Source organism: Allobosea sp. Tri-44 (genome assembly GCF_004123845.1).
Classification (GTDB): domain Bacteria; phylum Pseudomonadota; class Alphaproteobacteria; order Rhizobiales; family Beijerinckiaceae; genus Allobosea.
This window is the reverse complement of the sequence record NZ_NBDP01000005.1, coordinates 243676-264235: the sequence shown is the minus strand read 5'-3', so window position 1 is coordinate 264235 and position 20560 is coordinate 243676. Positions and strand designations below refer to the sequence as shown.

21 protein-coding genes are annotated in these 20560 nt (G+C 66.2%); 9 read left to right on the top strand and 12 right to left on the bottom strand.

Annotated features, from left to right (window positions below; translation table 11 throughout):
• Positions 1–76: 76 nt before the first annotated feature.
• Positions 77–661, bottom strand: coding sequence for a DUF6647 family protein (locus B6S44_RS05860; protein WP_129155825.1), 585 nt, complete (start codon positions 659–661; stop codon positions 77–79).
• A 184-nt stretch (positions 662–845) separates the two neighbouring features.
• Positions 846–1727, bottom strand: coding sequence for a LysR substrate-binding domain-containing protein (locus B6S44_RS05855; protein WP_129155824.1), 882 nt, complete (start codon positions 1725–1727; stop codon positions 846–848).
• Positions 1728–1847: 120 nt separating this feature from the next.
• Between B6S44_RS05855 and B6S44_RS05850 the strand changes: the two genes are divergently transcribed.
• Entirely contained in the window at positions 1848–3173 is a 1326-nt protein-coding gene (locus B6S44_RS05850) for a serine hydroxymethyltransferase (protein ID WP_129155823.1), read from the top strand.
• Positions 3174–3272: 99 nt separating this feature from the next.
• On the opposite strand, the gene B6S44_RS05845 is transcribed toward B6S44_RS05850, so the two are convergent.
• Entirely contained in the window at positions 3273–4652 is a 1380-nt protein-coding gene (locus tag B6S44_RS05845; protein WP_129155822.1) for a serine hydrolase domain-containing protein, read from the bottom strand.
• A gap of 168 nt (positions 4653–4820) precedes the next feature.
• Here B6S44_RS05845 and B6S44_RS05840 point away from each other — a divergent pair, with 168 nt between their 5' ends.
• Positions 4821–5033, top strand: coding sequence for a DUF3126 family protein (locus tag B6S44_RS05840; RefSeq protein ID WP_110492542.1), 213 nt, complete (start codon positions 4821–4823; stop codon positions 5031–5033).
• A 167-nt stretch (positions 5034–5200) separates the two neighbouring features.
• Here B6S44_RS05840 and B6S44_RS05835 read toward each other — a convergent pair whose 3' ends face one another.
• Positions 5201–5926: a hypothetical protein gene (locus tag B6S44_RS05835; RefSeq protein WP_129155821.1), complete on the bottom strand. Its 726-nt coding sequence runs from the start codon at positions 5924–5926 to the stop codon at positions 5201–5203.
• Positions 5927–6099: 173 nt separating this feature from the next.
• Here B6S44_RS05835 and B6S44_RS05830 point away from each other — a divergent pair, with 173 nt between their 5' ends.
• Together B6S44_RS05830 and B6S44_RS05825 are read left to right on the top strand one after the other, a co-directional pair.
• Positions 6100–6429 (top strand): DUF6949 family protein, encoded by a 330-nt coding sequence (locus tag B6S44_RS05830; RefSeq protein ID WP_129155820.1) that lies wholly within the window; start codon positions 6100–6102, stop codon positions 6427–6429.
• 52 nt (positions 6430–6481) lie between these two features.
• A complete protein-coding gene (locus B6S44_RS05825; protein WP_129155819.1) occupies positions 6482–7012 on the top strand; it encodes a gamma carbonic anhydrase family protein in 531 nt (176 codons plus the stop codon).
• Positions 7013–7210: 198 nt separating this feature from the next.
• Here B6S44_RS05825 and B6S44_RS05820 read toward each other — a convergent pair whose 3' ends face one another.
• From B6S44_RS05820 to B6S44_RS05810, 3 genes are all read right to left on the bottom strand, one after another.
• Entirely contained in the window at positions 7211–7813 is a 603-nt protein-coding gene (locus tag B6S44_RS05820) for a transglutaminase-like cysteine peptidase (RefSeq protein WP_248309463.1), read from the bottom strand.
• 495 nt (positions 7814–8308) lie between these two features.
• Positions 8309–8923 carry a PilZ domain-containing protein gene (locus B6S44_RS05815; RefSeq protein ID WP_129155817.1) on the bottom strand — a complete coding sequence of 205 codons (615 nt, stop codon included), beginning with the start codon at positions 8921–8923 and terminating at the stop codon, positions 8309–8311.
• 63 nt (positions 8924–8986) lie between these two features.
• On the bottom strand, positions 8987–9556 hold the full coding sequence (locus tag B6S44_RS05810; RefSeq protein WP_129155816.1) for a PAS domain-containing protein: 570 nt from the start codon (positions 9554–9556) through the stop codon (positions 8987–8989).
• Between the two features lie 368 nt (positions 9557–9924).
• On the opposite strand from B6S44_RS05810, the gene B6S44_RS05805 reads away from it, so the two are divergent.
• Together B6S44_RS05805 and B6S44_RS05800 are read left to right on the top strand one after the other, a co-directional pair.
• Positions 9925–10743, top strand: coding sequence for a rhomboid family intramembrane serine protease (locus tag B6S44_RS05805; protein WP_129155815.1), 819 nt, complete (start codon positions 9925–9927; stop codon positions 10741–10743).
• A gap of 253 nt (positions 10744–10996) precedes the next feature.
• Positions 10997–11428, top strand: coding sequence for a CBS domain-containing protein (locus B6S44_RS05800; RefSeq protein WP_129155814.1), 432 nt, complete (start codon positions 10997–10999; stop codon positions 11426–11428).
• 131 nt (positions 11429–11559) lie between these two features.
• On the opposite strand, the gene B6S44_RS05795 is transcribed toward B6S44_RS05800, so the two are convergent.
• The 3 genes from B6S44_RS05795 to folE all read right to left on the bottom strand — a co-directional run bounded on the left by B6S44_RS05795 (position 11560) and on the right by folE (position 13965).
• Positions 11560–12519, bottom strand: coding sequence for a patatin-like phospholipase family protein (locus tag B6S44_RS05795; RefSeq protein ID WP_248309462.1), 960 nt, complete (start codon positions 12517–12519; stop codon positions 11560–11562).
• Between the two features lie 206 nt (positions 12520–12725).
• Positions 12726–13127 (bottom strand): phosphoribosyl-AMP cyclohydrolase, encoded by a 402-nt coding sequence (gene hisI, locus B6S44_RS05790; RefSeq protein ID WP_129155812.1) that lies wholly within the window; start codon positions 13125–13127, stop codon positions 12726–12728.
• Between the two features lie 196 nt (positions 13128–13323).
• The gene (gene folE / locus B6S44_RS05785; RefSeq protein ID WP_129155811.1) at positions 13324–13965 is read right to left on the bottom strand and encodes a GTP cyclohydrolase I FolE; all 642 of its coding nucleotides are present in this window, start codon (positions 13963–13965) and stop codon (positions 13324–13326) included.
• A gap of 153 nt (positions 13966–14118) precedes the next feature.
• On the opposite strand from folE, the gene B6S44_RS05780 reads away from it, so the two are divergent.
• Positions 14119–14568: an iron-sulfur cluster assembly scaffold protein gene (locus tag B6S44_RS05780; RefSeq protein WP_129155810.1), complete on the top strand. Its 450-nt coding sequence runs from the start codon at positions 14119–14121 to the stop codon at positions 14566–14568.
• Positions 14569–14571: 3 nt separating this feature from the next.
• Here B6S44_RS05780 and B6S44_RS05775 read toward each other — a convergent pair whose 3' ends face one another.
• Positions 14572–15303, bottom strand: coding sequence for a phosphatase PAP2 family protein (locus tag B6S44_RS05775; protein WP_164985733.1), 732 nt, complete (start codon positions 15301–15303; stop codon positions 14572–14574).
• Positions 15304–15386: 83 nt separating this feature from the next.
• Here B6S44_RS05775 and yidD point away from each other — a divergent pair, with 83 nt between their 5' ends.
• Complete coding sequence (gene yidD, locus B6S44_RS05770; protein WP_129155808.1) at positions 15387–15728, top strand: membrane protein insertion efficiency factor YidD; 342 nt, start codon at positions 15387–15389, stop codon at positions 15726–15728.
• Here yidD and B6S44_RS05765 read toward each other — a convergent pair.
• Positions 15709–18264: a hypothetical protein gene (locus tag B6S44_RS05765; protein WP_129155807.1), complete on the bottom strand. Its 2556-nt coding sequence runs from the start codon at positions 18262–18264 to the stop codon at positions 15709–15711. The two genes, yidD and B6S44_RS05765, sit on opposite strands and share 20 nt — an antisense overlap.
• A 284-nt stretch (positions 18265–18548) precedes the next feature.
• On the opposite strand from B6S44_RS05765, the gene thrS reads away from it, so the two are divergent.
• Positions 18549–20546: a threonine--tRNA ligase gene (thrS, locus tag B6S44_RS05760; protein WP_129155806.1), complete on the top strand. Its 1998-nt coding sequence runs from the start codon at positions 18549–18551 to the stop codon at positions 20544–20546.
• The last annotated feature ends 14 nt before the right edge of the window (positions 20547–20560 follow it).

Genomic DNA, 20560 nt, shown 5'->3' with positions numbered 1-20560 from the left:
GTTTGTTCAAGGGGCGGCAGCAATGCCGCCCCTTTTCGTTTTGACAGGTTGCCGCTGACGGATGGAAACGCCGAGTTCACATCGCGCAGGATGTCCTGATCAGGAGTGTGAACGGATCGATCTGGAATTCCTCTTCCAGTGATTCCCCGAACAGTCTCAGCCACTTCTCCTGCAGTTCAAAAGCCTTGGCCTCGCGCGCTGCCTCGCATTCGAATTTTGTCTGGTGCACTTCCTGGAAATGATGAACCAGTTCGTGAACCAGGACAGACAGATCCGCTGCCGTCGCGCCGCTCCAGGTGTCTCTCAGATAGATGGTGTTTTCGCGCGCATCGTAGATCGAGATGATATTTGGCTGATCCTGTTGCTGCACCATTTCGGACGCATATTGCTTGAACCGTAACACGGCGATTTGGCCAGCCGGCTTGAAGACGAGCCTCGGCAATGAGGTGGGCACCGGCTGGCCCAGCTTCGCGCCGAGCCAGGTCGCGAGGGCTTCCAGCAGCCGCCCTCCCGGATCGGGTTGCCTTTCACCGAGAACGATTTCAAAGCCCGAGCCGAGGCGCAGGCGTTCGATTGTCTCGTCGCGCGCCTGGACTTCAAGAGGCAAGGATGACACGAGCGCGGCAGCACCCGCGATCAGACAGGGTCCGATAGCTTTCATGGCACTCGTCCAGAGCAAATGCCGTCAATTGCGATATTGGCCGTCGGCGCCACCGCGTGTGCTTCACGGGAGGATCGCCTGTTCCGCAAGGTAACAGATACTGGAGGCGATCCCTACCGACTTGCCCGCTCCTATTGCATCATCCTTCAGCCATGGCGTGCACCCTGATGGTCAACGGGTCGGATCAGCCGCTGGCTTCCAGCCAGGCGACGACCTCGGCCCGCTGCGGATGCGGCTTGCCGGCCGGGGGGAACAGCAGAGTCAGCCGGTCATCGCTCGGGAGTTCCTCGGCGAACGGCCGGACCAGCCGCCCATCGGCGAGATAGGCCGCAATGAGGCTCCTGCGGCCGACCAGGACGCCGCCGCCGCCGAGCGCCGCGTCGAGCGCCAGCGCATAAAGCGAATAGGACGAACCGCGGCCGGCATCGATCCCATCAGCGCCGACATGGCGCAGCCAGCGCGCCCAGTCGCTGCGCCAGACGGCGTCGTGCAGCAGGGTCTGGCCGGTAAGGTCCGACGGCGTCCGCAGTGCGCGGGCGAGCGCCGGGGTGCAGACCGGAAAAAGGCTGTCCTCGCCGAGCGCCAGCGCGTCGGCCGGCGGCTTGGCGAGATAGAACAACGCGAGGTCGAAACTGTCGTGCCGTCCGGCCGGCGGCTCCTCCATCGCGCTGATCGAGATCGGCAGGCCCGGGAAGGCCTGTTGCAGTGCCGGCAGGCGCGGTGACAGCCAGAGCTGGGCGATGCAGGGCAGGGCGGCGATGGCGAGCGCCCGGCCGGCATGGCTCGCCTTGAGCTCTTGCACGGTCATCGCCAATGCATCGAAGGCGGCGCTGAGACGTGGCCTTGCCTCCTGCGCAGCTTCCGTCGGTTCCACACCCTGCGGCAGCCGGCGGAACAAGGTCAGGCCGAGAAAAGCCTCGAGATGGCGTACCTGCTGGGCGACGGCGCCTTGCGTCACCCCGATCTCCTCGGCCGCCTTCGAGAAGCTGCCCAGCCGCACCGCAGCCTCGAAGGCGCGTAATGCGTTGAGTGGCGGCAAGGGCGGGCGGGGCGGTCTGACGGGCATCGGCGGCACGAGGTTGCAGGCCTAGATTTTCTAGCCCTGCCGGCGACGATAACTGGTTTGCATTGATGTCGGCAAATCGCTGCAATGGCCTGACGAAACAAGGCTCGGCGAGGGATGGCGATGACGGTGAAACTGGCGCGACGGGGTTGGGTGCCGGCGGCGAGCGAGGACTATGTGCTCCGGATCGCCGGCGAGATCGCCGGCCAGGATCGGGCGGCGCGCGAGACCAGGCTTGCCGATCTCATCACCGAGAACCGCACCATCCACGAACGCGACTGCGTCAATCTCAACCCGGCGACCAATGTGATGAACCCGCGCGCCGAGGCGGTGCTCGGGCAGGGGCTCGGAACGCGGCCTTCGCTCGGCTATCCCGGCGACAAATACGAGATGGGCCTCGAGGCGATCGAGCAGATCGAGGTGATGGCGGCCGAGCTGGCGGCGCAGGTCTTCGGCGCGTCCTATGCCGAGATCCGCGTGCCCTCCGGCGCGATCGCCAATCTCTACGTCTTCATGGCGGCGGCCAAACCGGGGGACGTCGTGATCGCGCCGCCGCCTGCGATCGGCGGTCATGTCACCCATCATGGCGCCGGCGCCGCCGGGCTCTATGGCGTCGTCAGTCATCCGGCCCCCATCGATGCCGACGGCTATACTGTCGACGTCGCGCGCTTGCGCGAGGACGCGCTGCGATTGAAGCCGAAGGTCATCAGCATTGGCGGCAGCCTGAATTTGTTCCCGCACCCGATCCGCGAGATCCGTGCCATCGCCGACGAGGTCGGCGCGATCGTGCTGTTCGACGCGGCCCATCTCTCCGGCATGATCGCAGGTGGTGGCTGGCAGCAGCCGCTGGAGGAGGGCGCTCACGTCATGACGATGAGCACCTATAAGAGCTTGGGCGGGCCGCCCTCGGGGCTGATCGTCACCAACGATGCAGGCCTCGCCGAGAAGCTCGACGCCATCGCCTATCCCGGCCTGACTGCTAATTTCGACGCGGCGAAGTCGGCTTCACTGGCGATCACCATGATGGACTGGCAGGAATTTGGTCGCGACTACGCGGCGATGATGGCGGCGACGGCCAAGGCGCTCGCCGAGGCTTTGGCAGAGCGGCAGGTGCCGGTCTTCGCGCGCGATCGCGGCATGACGACCTCGCACCAGTTCGCGATCGAGGCTGCGCCCTATGGTGGCGGGCAGGCGGCGGCGAAGCGGCTGCGCGCCGTCAACATATTGAGCTGTGGCATCGGCCTGCCGATCGCGGAGGTGGAGGGCGACGTCAATGGCCTGCGACTTGGCACGCCCGAGATCGCCCGCTTCGGCATGAAGCCCGAGCACATGCCGGAACTCGCCGGCTACATCGCCGATGGGCTTTCAGGCGCGCGTTCTGACGAGGCTATCGCCCGCGACGTCACCGCCTTCCGGCGGCGGTTCGGACGGCTGCACTATGTGAGGTGAGGCCGGAGCGCGTCATTCTCGGGCGGAGCAAAGCGCAGACCCGAGAATCTCATGACGAGAAGGCGCTATCGGGGCCTCTTCCGGCCTGAGATGCTCGGGTCAAGCCCGAGCATGACGCTGGTCATACCGTTCCAGCATCTCTGCCTGCAGCGCCTCTTCCGCGATGACATGCGCTGCGCCAAGCCAGGCCGACTCGATCTCGCCTGCGGCATTGCGAATGAGCCGGGCCGGCTCGCCGGGACTGGCGAAGCCCGGGGCCTTGACGATGCGGCCCTGATCCTCGGTTTCGACCGCGATCTCGCCGGCATCCAGGAACGGGTTGAACAGCGCTGGATTGGCCATCAGCACCTTGCCGCCGACCGGCACGAGGTCGCCGGCGCCCCAGATCGTCCACAGGCGCTTGCGCCAGCGCTCGGTCGTGGGTGTCGGCGCGCCATGCTCGGCGAAGCTCTTGAAGATATGGATCACGCCGTCGAGCCAGGGATGGGCGAGGCCGTCGATGGCGTTGGTCAGGACCGAGACGGTGAGACCCTGCTCGGGCACAGTCGCCGTGCGCGTGATGAAGCCCTGGAAACCGCCGGAATGGCCGACCCAGTCCCAGCCGTCGCCGCCACCCGAGATGGTGCCGAGCCCGTAATGCCGGCCGAGACTGCTCTCGGCGTCGGGCCAGAGCCGGCGCGTCATCTCGCGGCGGCTGAGCTCTGACAGGACGCTGGCTTCAGCCTTCGGCGAGATCTGGGCAATATAGCGGGCGATGTCGGCCGCGGTCGCGACAAAGCCGGCGGCCGAGACCATGGCATTGCCGGGATTATCGGCCGGGATCACCACGCGCCGGCCGAGGGGCAGCTTGCCGCTATGGCCCTTCGCCATCGGTCCGGACCAGAGCGTGATATCGGGCCTGGTCTCCTTCAGACCGGCGGGCCCGACGATCTCCCGGGCGATCCAGTCGGCGTAAGGCTTGCCGGTCACCGCCTCGATCACGAGGCCGAGCAGGCCGAAGCCGTGATTGGAGTATTTGAAGCGCTGCGAGGCCGGGAAGACCGGCGGGCGAGCGAGATCGGCGAAGAGCTCATCCTTGCGCAGATAAGGCTTGCGATCGAAGAACTGGCCGCAATCGACGCCGTCGCGGGTAAGCCCGGCGCTGTTGGAGAGGAGCTGCGTCAGCGTCACCGCCGCGACCTCGGGATGCAGGCCCTCGACATAGGCGCCGGCCTTGTCGTCGAGGCGCAGGCGCCCCTGTTCGACGAGGTGCAGGATGCCCGCGGCCGTGAAGCTCTTAGAATGCGAGGCGATGCGGAAGCCGTGGCGCGGCGTCAGCGCCTCGCCAGTCGAAAGGTCGGCGCTGCCGAAGGCGGCCTCGAGCACGATCTCGCCGCCATCGGCGATCGCAACCGCGCAGCCGGGCTGATCATGGAAACGGCGCTGGAATTCGAGCCAGCTTGCGACATAGTCGAGCGCGGCGGGCAGCCAGGGCTTCATCGGGGAATCCATCGTCGAGCGGGGCAGGAAACGCAGCTTGGCACGGGTGATGGCGCTGCGTCAGCGCCGCAAAGCGCGGGAGCCATGCGTTGTGGCCGGATCGCCTTGGTCCTTGCCCTCGCGCCTTACGCGTGGCATCCGTCCGGGCAACACATAAGGATCGTTACCGTGGACAAGACCGAACTCGCCAAGCTCGAAGCGTATCTGCGCCGCACCTTCGCCAACCATGGCATCAGCGTGCGCGCCCGCCTGAAGAAGACCGACTCGGCCGAGGTCTATCTCGCTGACGAGTTCATCGGCATCATCCATGTCGACGACGAGGATGGCGACCGCTCGTTCAACTTCACCATGGCAATCCTCGACGTCGATCTCGAGGATTGAGGCTAGGTCGCTCAGCCAACTTTCAGCCCTCATCCTGAGGAGGCCCGAAAGGGCCGTCTCGAAGGATGGTCCAGCCGCCTCCCGAGCCTCCTGAAGCATCCTTCGAGACGCGGACTGTCGTCCGCTCCTCAGGATGAGGGCTTTGGGGCGAAGGCCTTGGGCTCAGCTCAGCGCATCAGCCCGTCGATGCTGCGGCGTACGCTGCCGAGCATCACCTGCCAGTCGGCGACGATGGCGCGCGGAAAGCGGATGTTCACATCGACACCGCGATGGCGGAAGGTCACGCGGCAGGGCTCGTCGAGGCCGGTCTGCGCGGTCTCGACCGGGCAGCGTGCCGCAAAGCCGCGCGCATCCGGCACCGAGACATAGAGCTCATCGCCCTCATAGGGCGAGGCCTTGCGGAAGCCGCGCACGACCAGCCCGCCCGGATTTGACCAGACCGTCGGCGTCAGGAAGCGGGCATAGACGGAAAGCTGCGTCGCCGGCTCGTTGACCTTGTCCGGTGGACTCAGCGTCACCAGCAGGCGCTGACGGCTCTCCGGCGTCACCGGGCCGAGGCTCGGCCAGTCGAGGCGCAGGCGCGCCATCCCGACCAGGCGCCCTTCGTCGCTGTCGGCGCCGGTCAGATTGGCCGGAATCGCCAGCACCACATCGCCGACCCTCGTCGGGTGCAGCTCGGTCCCGGCATCGGGATTGAGGCGGGTGGCGAACAGGGCAAGGCCGGTGCCTGCCAAGCCGAGGACGACGATGGCGGCTGCAAGTCGCAGCAGCGCCCGGTCACCACGGGGCAGGACCGGCGCCGGGCGGCGCCGCAGGTGATTGCGGATCAGCGTCGCGACATCAGTGGCGTTGTTGAGCGGTTGGGCCTGGTCAGGCGCGGCGTAGAGGCTCATCGGATTCGTCCCTAGGGGCCGGCGCGCGACCCTGTCAGTAAACTCAATCAGAGCCGTCTTAACGTCCCGTAAACCATGTCCGCGCCGGCGTGGTTAACCATCGGTTAAAGCTTTGCTTCCGCGTTGAGCGACCTTGCGCCATGGTTTGCTGGTATCCGCTGGAAGCCGTGCCCGTGACGCTCGAACCCTCCGCCGTCGAGGCCCTGAAATCGCTGGTCCTCGGCTTCGCCTTCGCCGGGCTGCTGGCGAGCGCCTTCGAGTTGTTCACGCAGAAGCGTGCCGGCTTCGAGCTGTTGCAGGGCGGCGGTGTCGGCGCAGTGGCGAGCGTGCCCGTGGTGGTGTTCAGCGCACCGTTCCTGATCCTGCGCAACACCGTGCGCGGCCGGCAGATCGAGGGGAGGCCGTTCTTCTTCGTCATGGCCGCTAGCATGATCGCCTCGCTCTGGAGCCTGATCAGCGGCCGGGTCGTGCTCGATCTCCTGATGATGTTCGGCGCGGCTTGACGACGAGGGGAGCACCCCTGCAATCCTCCGGTTGAAACTTGGAGGATACGCTATGCCACTTTATTCGCTCGACGGGACCGCGCCGGAGACGCCGCCGGAAGGGCAATGGTGGCTCGCGCCCGACGCGCATGTGATCGGGCGTGTCAGGCTGGCGAGGGATGTCGGGATCTGGTTCGGCGCGGTGCTGCGCGGCGACAATGAATGGATCGAAATCGGCGAGGCTACCAACCTCCAGGAAGGCTGTGTGCTCCATACCGATATGGGCGCGCCGCTTAGGGTCGGCGCCGGCTGCACCATCGGCCACCGCGCCATCCTGCATGGCTGCATCATCGGCGATAACAGCCTGGTCGGCATGGGCGCGAGCGTGCTCAATCATGTCAAGATCGGCCGCAACTGCCTGGTCGGCGCCAATGCGCTGGTGACCGAGGGCAAGGAATTCCCGGACAATTCGCTGATCGTCGGCTCACCCGCCCGGGCGATCCGCACGCTCGACGAGGCGGCGATCGCAGGCCTGCGCGCCACGGCTGCCGGCTATGCCGAGCGCTGGAAGCTGTTCGCCAAGAGCATGAAGCAGATCGACTGATCGCGCCGCGCGGCTCTGTCTATTCCTGAAAACGAAGCGGGCCGGCTCCCGGGGAAGGAGCCGGCCCTGGACGATGCCCGGTCGGGGACGGGTGGGTGGGGACGTGACCGGACTCGTCGTCTGGTGGCGAAGCCCGCCTGGACTTCGCCGATGTCTCGTCGCGCCGGGTTTTCGTCCCCGCCCGGCGCGTCTTGTTGGTCAGCGCAGCGAGGCCACCGTCGCGGTCGAGAGGCCGCCAAGCGAGGCCCAGCCGGTGCGGGCCTGGGATTCACGCTTCACATAGGTGTAGCCGGTCTGGCTCCAGGGCAGGATCGCGTTGCGCTTGTTGTCGAGGATGAAGTCACCGCGATCGGTGCGGATCATCAGCACGGCGTGGCCGGCATTCTCCTCGTCGATCACGACGGTGACGCGCATGGCCCGGCGCGGCACGCCGGCCTCGGCGAGGCGCTGGCGCTTCAGCAGGACATAATCCTCGCAGTCGCCCTTGCCGTCGGTCGGGATGTCCCAGCGGTCGACCACGCCCCAATGGTCCTGATCGGTGATCGCCTCGATCTCGCGATTGGCCTTGACGTTGTTTGCGACAATCAGCTTCCAAAGCTTCGGCGTCAGCTCGACCGACTCGGCTTCGCGGGTGTCTACGGCGCATTCGCTCGGCATGCGCTTGCAAAAATCCGTCCAGGCGTAGGGTGCGCGGGCCTCGCCGCCGGCGACGATGGGTGCGCTGGCGATCGGCAGGCCGGCGCTCTGCTGCGCCTCGGCGCCAGTCACGCTGGCGCAAGCGATGATGGTAGCGGCGGCCAAGCCGCGAAATCCCCGGAAGCTCGAAAACATGTCGTCCCCTTTCCTGTCCCGGGAACGACCATGCTTGTGCGCTGTAGAGATCGCTTGAAATGAAAGCGGACAATTTTACTGAAATCGAGCCTATAGAGCGCAAAAGTACTTAGAGAAAAGCATGTATAAAGTTGAGAGTAAGAATTTTCAGCGCTCGCATCAGGAAATCTTAACCGTGGGTTTTCTTAACCATCCAGTCTCTTAACCATGGCTGAGGGAGGGGTGTGACTGCAGGTTTAGCGGGGAGACACAGGCGAGGCCACTGGGACGATATTGTCCGTCATGGTCGGGCTTGTCCCGACCATCCACGTCTTCACTGATCGAGGGCTGTGTTCAAGACGTGGATGCTCGCCACAAGGGCGAGCATGACGGTTGGCGCTGCACCGTGGCTAAGACTCAGAGCGTAGCTATGCTCCCGGGATGACTACGCGGTTCAGCCAGAAGGAAGGACGCCCGAGCTTATGCTCAGAGCTCGAGATTCTCGTCGAGCAGGTCGGCGGAGAGCGGCATGCGGAACTGGGCCGCGTAGCCCCCATCGAAGCGGCGCACGATCATCGCCGCAGTGCTGCCGAGCCGGACCGCGGTGCCCATCTCGAACTGATGGTCGCTGGCGAAGGCCGCGCCCGACAGCGAGAAGTCGATCAGCCGCACGGCATGCTCGGTCCCGTCATCGAGGACCAGAATGCAGCGCGGGTTGCGCGGCACGATCCGTTCGTGCCGGCGGTCTTCGGGCAGGCCGAGCTCCTCGCGATTGGCGAGCCAGGTCAACTGTGCCGTGAACTTTTCACGTTTGCGGCTGGTTGCGGTGATGGTCATGGCGAAGCCGGCGGGAGTCGTGCGCACGGCCGTGCCTTCGATGCGGCCGAGATGTTCGAGATAGACGATGACGCGATCGCCGACCGCGGCCTTCGCCGGCGCAACCATGTGCAGGCCGCCTGGCGAGATGTCGGTGGTCTGGCAGGGATATTCCATGCGGTTAGGCAGCATGTAGCGCCCCAGCAGGACGACTTTCATGCGTTGATGCCGCCGGCGCTCGACCGGAACCGAGCCCGTTTTCGGATTTTGGGGCGCCGTCAGCATTGCAGACCTTGTTCCTAACAGGGTCATGCTAGCGGTCTGCGGGTTAAGAGCTGGTTAGTCGTATCAAACACGCCCACCCGGCAGAAGCATCAGTTTCGGCCGCTTGTCTTCCGGTGGCTCGGCCTTACGCAGGGCGCGCGCATCCGGCCAGATCATCCTGAGCGAGATCATCCGCATCGAATCGAGCGTGTCGAGGCCGAGCCATTCCGGTGACAGGGTCGGCGAGAGCGCGCCGAGGATGCGGGCATGGGTGCGGCCGCGATAGCGCAATGGCAGCAGCAACAGCTCGAGGTGGACTGTGGCGCCGTTCTGCGTCTGTGCCGAGAGTCCGGCGACGGCGCCTGCCGTTTCGTCCATCACGGTCTGGACGAGGCGGCGGATGTCGCCTTGCGCCTCGACATCCGGCCAGAGCGCGACGAGCGCGCGTCCACGCAGCTCGCGTCCGAACAGGGCGCAGAGCCGCGTTCCGGCCAGGCGGAAGACCGGTCCGATCGGCTCGTTCTCGAGAACGAAAGTGTCGGCGAGCGCATGACGCAGCGCGCCCGGCTCGATCTCGCCCCGTTCGGGTGCGCTCCGTTCGCCGCGCAGCGTGTCCCAGTAGTCGAAAACCAGGCGGGTGCTCGGGTTTTTCATATCCTGTCCAGTCCGATCTGTGCTGTCCCCGGTCGTGCGAAGGCGTGCCAAATCGGAGCGCATTCGTTCGAGGCGGGGACGGTCGGGTCCTTGCGAATCAACAGGACGCAGCACGCATGCCGTCTTGCCACGCGGCCCGGACAGGGGGAGGCGGCAGGGGTTGTTAAGGTTAAGCAAGGGTTAAGCTTGTGGAAGATCGCTAAAATGCCGGATAGTTCAGGCGTCGAATTCGAGTCCGTCCGAACCGTTCGGGCTCAACCGGAAAGGCGGGGGGCGCGGGGGCGTGACCGGCCGGGGAGGAAAGGGGAGGGCGTCAGCTCTCCCCTTTTCTGTTGCCTGCCGACGACCGATGCGCGACTGAGGGCGTGATGGCGGAACATCCAGACGATCCTTACGGTCCTCCGGCGCGCGAGCCGGTCTTCAACCTGCCCGGTGCCGTCGTCTGGCTGATCGCCGCACTGGCGCTGATCCAAGGCGCGCGCGAGCTGCTCAGCGCCCGCGACGACTTCCTTCTCGTCTCCTGGCTGTCCTTCGTGCCGGCGCGGCTGACGCTCTGGTTCGCGCCCGAGCGCCTCGAAGAGGTCGCCCGGAGCCTGGGGGCTATCGGCACGCCTGATTTCGTCCAGCGCCTGCAACTGGTGCGCCTGCTGCTGGCGGATGGCGGCGGCCAGCTCTGGACCCTGCTCAGCTACGGGCTGCTGCATGGCTCCTGGCTGCACCTGATCTCGAACGTCGTCTGGCTGGCGGCCTTCGGCAGTCCGGTCGCAAGGCGGCTCGGGGCAGGGCGCTTCCTGGTGCTGATGGCGCTCTCGACCATCGCCGGCGCCTTGCTGCACTGGTGGTCGCGGGAGCTCGACGTGCTGCCGCTGGTCGGAGCCTCCGCCGGTGTCTCGGGCGCGACGGCGGCGGCGATCCGCTTCGTCTTTTCGCCCGGCGTGCATTTCGGCGGGCTCGGCCATGACGAGGCGGTGCGAGCGATACCCGCCGAGCCGCTCGGCGGCCTCTGGCGCAATTCGCGGGCGATGCTTTTCGTGGTGATCTGGTTCGTCACCAACATCCTGTTCGGGGCCGGTCTTGTCCCGATTCTCGGCGAGGAGACCAGCATCGCCTGGGAAGCGCATATCGGCGGCTTCCTTGCCGGGCTGCTATTATTCCCGCTGCTGGATCGCGGGCCGGTCCGGCGCTAGGGCATCGGACCGAAAAGTGGAAACCACTTTTCGGATCAATCCGATGCCTGCCTGTACGAGAAATGCACAACCGGAGCGGGCAGGCTTCCGCCCGCAATCGCCTTGCCGTCGCCTCAGACTTCGCTCACATTGGACTCAGTCCAGCGTGGCGTCGCGCCGCGGGCGAAATAGTCCGTTGGCCCCGGTGCTGCTCTCGTCGCAACTCATAAACGTGCGCCGGCCAACGGCGCCGCTACCGTCGGAGGAGAAGTCGATGAACGTCGCTCATATTCTCGGCAACAAGGGCGGAGACGTCGTTTCCGTACAGCCGCACCGGACGCTTGGCGAGGCGACGCGGACCCTGGCCGAGAAGCGGATCGGTGCCGTCGTCGTGACCGGCGCGGATGGCGGCCTGCTCGGCATCCTGTCCGAGCGTGACATCATCAAGGCCCTGGGCACGGAAGGCGCCGCAGCGCTGGAGACGCCGGTGTCACGGGCGATGACCGCCAAGGTCGTGACCTGCCGGTCGGACACCAGCGTCGACGAACTGATGGAAATCATGACCTCGGGCCGCTTCCGGCATGTGCCGGTGGTGGATGGCGGCCGCATCGCGGGCATCGTCTCGATCGGCGACGTCGTCAAGCATCGCGTCGCCGAGATCGAGGCCGAGAGCCGGGCGATGCGCGACTACATCGCGATGGCCTGAGCGCTCCATTGCCGTCATGCTCGCCCTTGTGGCGAGCATCCACGTCTTGAACACGACCCTCGCTGACCTCAGCGAAGACGTGGATGGTCGGGACAAGCCCGACCATGACGGAAAGTGCGGACGGCTCGCGCCTAGTTCAGCGGCAGGTGGTTGGCGGCGACGATCGCGCCGATCTCGTCGAGCGCACGTTCGGCCGCCTGCCGACCGAGCGCGATCGCCTCGTCGGCGCGATGGAAGTCGAACAGGCCGACGCGGCCGAGCTTGGGGCCGATCATCACATCGGGCGGATCGCCGGCGAGGCGCGAGCGCGAGATCCGGTCCTGGGTGATGTTGAAGGCATCGACCATCACGCCGGCGAGCCCCGGCTGGTCGTTGTTGGCCTTGCCGACGATGCCGCGCATGCGCTCGCGCATGCCGCCGAACCAGCCGGCGGCTGGACGCTGCTCGTGCGCCGGCTCCGGGTCTGCATCGGCGCCGTAGGACTGGATCACTGTGCCGCGGCCGGTCATGTCGCTGTTGAGATTGACGCAGAGCACGACGTCGGCGCCGAGCGCGCGGGCCACCGTGACCGGCACCGGATTGACCAGCGCACCGTCCATCAGCCAGCGACCACCCAGCTTCACGGGGTCGAACACACCGGGCAGCGCATAGGAGGCGCGCAGCGCGTCGACCAGCGAGCCGCGGGTCAGCCAGATTTCGTGGCCGGTGCCGAGTTCGGTGGCGACGGCGGCATAGGTCTGCTTCAGCTCGCTGATCTGCAGCCCCGCGAGGTCGCGCTCGAGCAGGCGCTTCAGACGGCCGCCCGAAATCAGCCCGGCGCCGCCGAGATGGAAGTCCATCAGGCCGACGACGCGGCGCTTGGTCAGGCCGAGCGCGAACTCGCGCAGCGGCTCCATCTTGCCGGCGGCGTAGCAGCCGCCGACCACCGCACCGATCGAGGTGCCGGCGATCACCTCCGGCGCGTAGCCGGCCTCGGTCAGGACGTCGAGGACGCCGATATGCGCCCAGCCGCGCGCGGCGCCGCCACCGAGCGCCAGGCCGATCCTCGGCCTGCTGAAGCGCGGGGCCGGTTCGGAAACGAGATGGTTCATCGCAGCTCCGCTGCCGCCCAATCCGAAAGCCCGTCTAGCGATGTTCTCCAGCATCATCGGCGCGATCCCTCCGCGGGAGAATCAGGATCGCGCCAGCCGATGAGTGAAAGGTGAACGGCGCCGGGACCCTAGGCGGCTATCAGTTGCTTTTGAAGGAAACATGAAAGCTTGGTGAAAGGATTGCCAACGAAGCAGGCAGTCCCGGTTCAGAAGGCCAATGGCCCGTCGGCCGCCGTGCCGACCGGCTTAACCCGATAGAAGCAGCTGTGGCGACCCGTATGGCAGCAGCCGCCGTCGCCGCCGACATCGACCTTGATCCAGATCGCGTCCTGATCGCAGTCGACCCGCATCTCGGTGATGCTCTGGAGCTGACCGGAGGTCTCGCCTTTGCGCCAGAGTGCCTGACGCGAGCGCGACCAGTACCAGGCCTGCCCGGTCTCGATGCTCAACCGCAGTGATTCCGCATTCATATGCGCCACCATCAGCACATCGCCGGTCGCGGCATCGGTGGTCACACAGGTGACGAGGCCGTCGCGATCGAACTTCGGCGCGAGCACCGCGCCCTCCTCGATCTCGGCCTTGCTGGAGAGGGTGGGAAAGGCGGTCATGTGAGGATCCTGAGGTAATCCCTCGCATATAGGACACGCAAGGCGCGCCGTCATTGCCGGCGGCGCCTGGCCGTCATTCTCGGGCTGAGCGAAGCGCAGACCCGAGAATCTCAGGACCAGCAGGCGCCGACCGGAGCTCCATCCGGTCTGAGATGCCCGGGCCAAGCCCGAGCATGACGCGCTTCAATGGACAGGATCACAGCCCCGGCGACTTCACCATGGTGAAGAAGCGGACCTGCTCGGCTGGGTCGCGGAAGCGGCCGGTGTACTGCGTGGTCATCGTCGACGAGCCCTGCTTCTGTACGCCGCGCATCGACATGCACATGTGCTCGGCTTCGACGAGGACGGCGACCCCGCCGGGCTTCAGCGTCCGTTCGATCGCCTTGGCGATCTGCGCCGTCATCGTCTCCTGCGTCTGCAGCCGGCGCGCATAGACCTCGACCACCCGGGCAAACTTCGACAGGCCGACCACGCCGCCGCTCGGATAGTAGCCGATATGGACCTTGCCGACGAAGGGCACCATGTGATGTTCGCAATGCGAATAGAACGGGATGTCGCGGACGAGGACCATGTCCTTGTAGCCGTCGACCTCCTCGAAAACGCGCTCGAGCATGTCGTGCGCGTCCTCGCGATAGCCCTTGTAGAACTCGCGATAGGCCTTGGCGACGCGCTGCGGCGTATCGAGCAGCCCTTCCCGCGACGGATCGTCGCCGGCCCAGCGGATCAGGGTACGCACGGCCTCCTCGGCCTCATTCTGCGTCGGCTGGTTGATGATGAACTTGTCTGCGGAGGGGCTGCGCGCCCGCTCTACGGACAAGGACTTAACCACATTGTCCATGTGGAGCCTCCCGTTTCGGTTGCGCCGGCCTCACGACCGGCAGGTCAGACAAGTTCGCCCGCTCGTCCAGCGATGGCGCGCTCTCCCTAAGAGCGCGCCGGCACTCTATATTGGTTGCGAAGGCCGGCAACTCCAGACCCGGCAGGGCAACCCATGCTGAACGACGTCTACAACAAGCGAATCCTGGAATTGGCAGGAAACATCCCGCTGCTCGAGCGCCTGCCGACGCCCGACGCGACGGCGACCGCCCATTCGCGCCTGTGCGGTTCGACGGTCACCATCGACCTCAACATGGACGAGGATGTCGTCACCGGCTTCGGCCACGACGTCCGCGCCTGCGCGCTCGGCCAGGCCTCGTCCTCGATCATGGCGCGCCATGTCGTCGGCTCGACCGCCACGGAGCTGCGCGAAATTCGTGAGCGGGCCCGCGCGATCCTGAAGGAGGGAGCCGAGCCGCCCGGCGGCAAATGGGCCGAGCTGTCCGTGCTCGTGCCGGTCCGCGACTTCAAGGCCCGCCACGCCTCGACCATGCTGACCTTCGACGCGGTCGTCGATGCGATCGGCCAGATCGAGGCGAAGCGGCGCGAGAGGGTCGCGGGCTGAGCGCTATTTCAGCCCGAAGGCCTGCCGGGTTTCACCCCGTGTCTCGTCGAAGCGGACCCTGAACGTCTTGTCGGCGAGCAGCGCCTTGGCAACGACGCGGCCGATCCTGTCGCCGGCTTCCAGATCCGTCGGATAGTGGAAGCCGCAGACGAGGCGGCTCTCGTCATAGCTCTTGACCCGCTCCTCGAACTTGTTGGCGAGCTCCGGAACCGTTTCGGACAGCAGGGTGGCATAGAGCGCAGCCGTCGCGGCGTGCGCCGAGGGGAAGGAGGTTCCCTCCGGGCGCCCGCCGGGGCAGGGTTTGACCCTGACTTTGTTCCACATCTGGAACGGACGGATGCGGCTGGTCAGGCGGTTGACGCTCTTCAGGAGGATGGCGAGCTCGACCTGCGCCTCGCGCATCAGGAGGCGCGTCTCGCGATGAGTGCCCTCGACATAAGCGTGGTCGATGCCGTTCAGGAACGCATTGAGCGTCTGATACTGGTCGGCGATCGCCTGCTTCTCGCGTTCGGGCGTGCGGGCCGAGGAGATGGCGAGAACCTTTTCAAATTCGGCGCGGTGCTCCGGTGAGTTCTGGGCCGGCGGCAGGCCCATCACCTTGGCGACGTCGATTTTGGCCGCGTCGAGCCAGATCATATATGATCTCTGCTGCGCTGCCGCCGGCGTGGCCAGGGCGAGCGCGAGCAGCGGCCCGCAGAGGGCGGTGGCGGAGGCAAGGAAACGTGCGCGCATCATGACCGGGATCTGGGAAGGCGGGATCGAAGCGGGGCGATGGAAGGTCGGCGGGAGGGAGTCGGCAGAGTTCAGCCGAGTCATACTTGCCTAAACATGCTGAAAAAAGCCTTTCTTGGCGACGCAGCCTCGCGCTCGCTCCGCGCCGGGGCGCTCACCTCCTGATCCGCGGCTATCAGCTCAGCCTCTCCATGCTGATCGGCCGGCAATGCCGACACTGGCCGTCCTGCTCGGAATACACTGACCAGGCGATCCAGCGTCACGGCCTCTGGGCCGGCGGCTGGGTGGGCTTTGCCCGCATCTGCCGCTGCACGCCACTCGGCACCTCCGGCATCGACCTCGTCTGCGAGGAGTTGCCGCCGCAAGGCGCCTGGTACAAGCCCTGGGCTTATGGCCGCTGGCGCGGTGTCAACGGTCCGGCATCTTGACCGGCGCGCTCGCGGGCTGCTCGGCGATGGTCCTCTGCTCGGGCGCGGAGAGAGGCTCGTTGAGCCACATCCGGGCCTTGAGCAACGATTGGCAATTGCGCCGGTGATAGGTCTGCCGGTCGAGATATTCCTGAACCGGTTTCGACAGCCACCAGCTCATCGACACCTCCCTCAGCACCGTCGCCCGGTTCGGCACGGCGGGAGGAGGCGCCCCCTCGGCCGGGGCTTTCGCTCCGGTGGCGAGTTCGGTCGTTGGGCTGGTCCGCTCGAAGCATTTCGGTCGTTCGATCTCGGCCGGCACGTACTCGAAGCCCGTCAGCCTGTCGACGATGGCGAACTTGTCCTCGGTCGGGGTCGAGGGTTCGCCGAAGACGAGGAAGTCGGCGACGTTGTCCTTGCCGACCACGCCCGCCAGCGTGGCAAGGGCATAGGATCCACGCGCGCCGCGGGTCGACAGCACCGTGTTCACCGGCGCCATCAGCAGTGGCGCCAGCGAGTCTTCGCGCGGAGGCGGGCGCTGGTCGCGCTCCGGATCGGCGATCAGGTCGACCGGATCGTTGGCGATGTGAAGCACGACCGGCGCGAGACCGAAGCGCTTCAGCGCGTCGGCGATCTCGGCCGTCGTCGTCGCCCCGTCATTCTCGAAATAGCCGCCGTCGACGGCCCGGAGCGTGATGTCGCAGCCATCGGCGAAGCGGCCGGCCGGCGAGACGATCGGGAAGCGCGCACTGTTCAGCGCTGCGCTGGCGAGGGTGAGGTCGAGGCCGTTTCCGCGGGCGATGGCGCAATTCGGCCTCGGCGAGGTCAGTTCCCCGAGGAAGCGCGACGCTTCGAAGGCGTCGACGAAAAGCGTCGGCCTGTCGAGCTTGATCTGTGTGGCGGGTTCGAGCTGATTGGCGAGCTGGCTGGCGAGAACGCGCTTGCCGGTTTCCTCCGAGGTCGCATTGAGCACGAGGAGCGGGAGCCAGTTGCCGTCCTTGCGCGCGCTTTGGCCGAACCGGCTGAACGACTGGGCGAGGTCGCCCCGCGCCGGCATTGTTTGCGCGCCCTGCGCCGGCGCGACCACATTGTCCTGATAATGGTTGATCCAGCTGTTCTCGAGGATAGCGGCGCGATCGAGGAAATGGCCGTTTGGCCAGAACCGGCCGAGCATAGGCTCGAGAAAGAGGAACGGTTCGCTCGTCACCAAGGCGAGCACGGTCGGCGAGAGGAAGTCCTCGCCGGACAGCACCTGAAGGCAATCGCGCCATTTGCTGTCGTTCGGCGTCTTGTAGAAATGCGCCGGGCTCTTGTCGATGCAGGGCGGCAGCAGCGTGGGGTCCTTCGGGTCCCGGCGCGCATCGCTCATGGCGGCGACGGCCTGGACCGCCCCGAGCGAGCCGCCCGAGACGCCCGAGATCGCGAAGACCCGCTTTCCCAGCAGAGGCACGGTGGCATCGGGCCCTTCGCAGGCGCGGCCGGGCTGCCGGCAGGGGTTGTCGAGCAGCTCGCCGAGGATCGTCGCAGCGAAGAAGGCGGCGCGCGAGGCGCCGCCCGCAATCGTCACCAGGACTGGGCGCGGACAGGTGCCGCCGCCCACGCAATTCGCCTGTTTCCAGGCTGCGACGGCTTCGCCGAATTCCAAGGCCGGTTGCGGTTCCTGCTTGGCGCGCGAGACGAGATTCGAATGGCCGCAGGAATTGGCGGCAAGGAGCCAGGCGACCAGCAAGAGCACGGTGAAGGGGAAGCGGGTCCTCTGGCTCGCCATCCCGATTTGCGTGAAAACCGGGATCCAGGCGCCGAACAGGATGGGCACGAGATAAATGCCCGAGACCAGCGCCAGAAGGCGATCGCCGAAGGCAGCGACGGCCACGAGCATGAACAGGCCGAGCGCGAGCCAGATCGCCGCATGCAGGCTCACCGCCTCCCGCCAGCCGGTTCCGCCCTTTGCGGTCGTGGCTGGCTCGCGGAAGTGAGCCTCGCTTTTCGCGATCTCCCGGATGTTGCGGCCCCACAGGACAAGATGGGCCGCGATGCCGCAGCCGAGGGCGACATAGAAGCCGCTCGAGCCGCTGCGGAGAATTCCTGCGGACAAGGCGAGGGAGCCGACGCCGTCGCGCGGCAGGTCGGCCAGTGCCGCCTCATAGCCGCACCAGACTGCGAAAAAGGTCAGGAGGGCGAGCGCATAGGGCAGGACGACAACGAAGGCGCGGAAGCGGCGGTCATAGATCGCCATGTCGCGCGGCGTCAGCTCGCGGGATGGGCCGATCAGCCAGGCGCTTTCGCCGAGCAGATGTTCGGCAGAAGCCTGAACGGCACTGCTCCAGGCAATGATGTGGATGACGAAATAGACCAGCCAGCGGAAGAGCATCTCCCAGAAGCGGGGATACTCGGTTCCAGGCCCGAAAGCCGGCCCCTGGAAGACCAGGAAGAGGTCGCGCGCCTGCGGAACCTGCGTCAGCAGGACATAACCGAGCAGGACCGAAATCGCAGCGACGCGGCAGGCATAGATGACCCGCAGCAGGTCACCGATCCAGTTGAAGGGCCACGAATCCACGTCTCGCAGGATGGGCGCTGCAGCGCCCGGTGACATCGCTGGCTGCATGGCTGTCGAACCGATTGCCGGGATCGGAAGTCGATTGCATAACCTATCGTCAGTCTCGCCGTGGTTGCAAGCGGCTAGGCGGCGATTTGCAAGCCCGCGATTGCCTGCATCGCCCGGCTCGTATAGGCGGGGCCGGCGCGCGTGCCGAACCGGCTGCAGGCCGCGTCGCCTCGCTCATTCATGCAGCCGGCCTTGGCTTACGGGGCTTGTATCCCCGAGTGAGCAGGAGCCGATCGATGACGATCTCCCTGACATTTCCCGATGGCGCGCAGCGCGAATTTCCTTCCGGCATCACCGGCAAGGAGCTTGCCGGCGGCATTTCCCCCTCACTCCTGAAGCGCACGGTCGCGATGGCGCTCGACGGCACGGTCGTCGATCTCGCCGATCCGATCACGGCCGACGCGAAGGTCGAATTCCTCAATCGCGAGGATCCGCGCGCACTGGAGCTGATCCGGCACGACTGCGCCCACGTGCTCGCCGAAGCGGTGCAGGAACTCTATCCCGGCACCCAGGTGACGATCGGCCCGGTTATCGAGAACGGCTTCTTCTACGATTTCTTCCGCAACGAGCCATTCTCGCCAGAGGATTTCGCGCCGATCGAGAAGAAGATGCGGGAGATCGTCGCGCGCGACAAACCCTTCACCAGGGAGGTCTGGAGTCGCGACAAGGCCAAGGCCTTCTTCCGTGACAAGGGCGAGGCCTTCAAGGTCGAGCTGGTCGATGCGATCCCGGAAGACCAGACGCTGAAGATGTATGCGCAGGGCGACTGGATCGACCTCTGCCGCGGCCCGCACATGACCTCGGTCGGCAAGGTCGGCAACGCCTTCAAGCTGATGAAGGTGGCCGGCGCCTATTGGCGCGGCGACAGCAAGAACCCGATGCTGACGCGCATCTACGGTACCGCCTTCGCCCGGCAGGAGGAACTCGACGCCCATCTCAAGCAGATCGAGGAGGCCGAGAAGCGCGACCATCGCCGCATCGGCCGCGAGATGGACCTGTTCCACTTCCAGGAGGAGGGGCCGGGCGTCGTCTTCTGGCACTCCAAGGGCTGGCGGCTGTTCCAGGAGGTGCTGACCTATATGCGCCGGCGCCTCGCCGCCGACTATGAGGAGGTCAACGCCCCGCAGGTGCTCGACAAGTCGCTCTGGGAGACCTCGGGCCACTGGGGCTGGTACCAGGACAACATGTTCGCGGTGAAGTCGGCCTCGGCTTTCGAGAACCCGAACGATCCGACGCGCGACCAGAAGGTGTTTGCGCTGAAGCCGATGAACTGCCCGGGCCATGTCCAGATCTTCAAGCACGGGCTGAAGAGCTATCGCGACCTGCCGATCCGGCTGGCCGAGTTCGGCAATGTCCATCGCTACGAGCCCTCGGGCGCGCTGCACGGGCTGATGCGTGTGCGCGGCTTCACCCAGGACGACGCGCATGTCTTCTGCACGGAAGAGCAGCTCGCCGCCGAGTGCCTGGCGATCAACGACCTGATCCTCTCGGTCTACGAGGATTTCGGCTTCACCGAGGAGCTCGTGATCAAGCTCTCGACGCGGCCGGAGAAGCGCGTCGGCTCCGACGCGGTCTGGGACCATGCCGAAGACGTCATGACCAATGTGCTGGAGACGATCGCGAAGCAGTCCGGCAACCGGATCAGGACCGAGGTCAATCCGGGCGAGGGCGCCTTCTACGGGCCGAAGTTCGAATATGTCCTGCGCGACGCCATCGGCCGCGACTGGCAGTGCGGCACGACGCAGGTCGACTTCAACCTGCCGGAGCGCTTCGGGGCCTTCTATATCGGCTCGGACGGCGAGAAGAAGCAGCCGGTCATGGTCCACCGCGCGATCTGCGGCTCGCTGGAGCGTTTCGTCGGCATCCTGATCGAGCACCATGCCGGGCATTTCCCGCTCTGGCTGGCGCCCGAGCAGATCGTCGTCTGCCCGATCACCTCGGAAGCGGATGGCTATGGCGAGGAGGTCACCATGGCGCTGCTCTCGGCCGGTCTGCGCGCCCGCGCCGATCTGCGCAACGAGAAGATCAGCTACAAGGTGCGCGAGCACTCGCTGGCCAAGGTCCCTGTGATCCTCGCCGTCGGCAAGCGCGAGGCCGAGGAGAAGACGGTGACCGTGCGCCGCCTCGGCAGCCAGGCCCAGACCGTAATGAGCCTCGACGCCGTGATCGCGGCGCTGACCGAAGAGGCGACGCCGCCCGATCTCGCCCGCAAGAAGAAGGCCAAGGCGGCCTGAAGCGGCCATCTCGC

Excerpts from the sequence above, each read along its gene's own strand:
- B6S44_RS05850 (WP_129155823.1), top strand. The coding sequence starts at position 1,848 with ATGACGGTGAAACTGGCGCGACGGGGTTGGGTGCCGGCGGCGAGCGAG.
- hisI (WP_129155812.1), bottom strand. The coding sequence starts at position 13,127 with ATGACCGCCTTTCCCACCCTCTCCAGCAAGGCCGAGATCGAGGAGGGC.
- B6S44_RS05810 (WP_129155816.1), bottom strand. The coding sequence starts at position 9,556 with ATGAAAAACCCGAGCACCCGCCTGGTTTTCGACTACTGGGACACGCTG.
- B6S44_RS05860 (WP_129155825.1), bottom strand. The coding sequence starts at position 661 with ATGAAAGCTATCGGACCCTGTCTGATCGCGGGTGCTGCCGCGCTCGTG.
- B6S44_RS05805 (WP_129155815.1), top strand. The coding sequence starts at position 9,925 with ATGGCGGAACATCCAGACGATCCTTACGGTCCTCCGGCGCGCGAGCCG.
- B6S44_RS05800 (WP_129155814.1), top strand. The coding sequence starts at position 10,997 with ATGAACGTCGCTCATATTCTCGGCAACAAGGGCGGAGACGTCGTTTCC.
- folE (WP_129155811.1), bottom strand. The coding sequence starts at position 13,965 with ATGGACAATGTGGTTAAGTCCTTGTCCGTAGAGCGGGCGCGCAGCCCC.
- B6S44_RS05835 (WP_129155821.1), bottom strand. The coding sequence starts at position 5,926 with ATGAGCCTCTACGCCGCGCCTGACCAGGCCCAACCGCTCAACAACGCC.
- B6S44_RS05795 (WP_248309462.1), bottom strand. The coding sequence starts at position 12,519 with ATGAACCATCTCGTTTCCGAACCGGCCCCGCGCTTCAGCAGGCCGAGG.
- B6S44_RS05780 (WP_129155810.1), top strand. The coding sequence starts at position 14,119 with ATGCTGAACGACGTCTACAACAAGCGAATCCTGGAATTGGCAGGAAAC.
- B6S44_RS05825 (WP_129155819.1), top strand. The coding sequence starts at position 6,482 with ATGCCACTTTATTCGCTCGACGGGACCGCGCCGGAGACGCCGCCGGAA.
- B6S44_RS05845 (WP_129155822.1), bottom strand. The coding sequence starts at position 4,652 with ATGAAGCCCTGGCTGCCCGCCGCGCTCGACTATGTCGCAAGCTGGCTC.
- B6S44_RS05855 (WP_129155824.1), bottom strand. The coding sequence starts at position 1,727 with ATGCCCGTCAGACCGCCCCGCCCGCCCTTGCCGCCACTCAACGCATTA.
- thrS (WP_129155806.1), top strand. The coding sequence starts at position 18,549 with ATGACGATCTCCCTGACATTTCCCGATGGCGCGCAGCGCGAATTTCCT.
- B6S44_RS05775 (WP_164985733.1), bottom strand. The coding sequence starts at position 15,303 with ATGATGCGCGCACGTTTCCTTGCCTCCGCCACCGCCCTCTGCGGGCCG.
- B6S44_RS05815 (WP_129155817.1), bottom strand. The coding sequence starts at position 8,923 with ATGCTGACGGCGCCCCAAAATCCGAAAACGGGCTCGGTTCCGGTCGAG.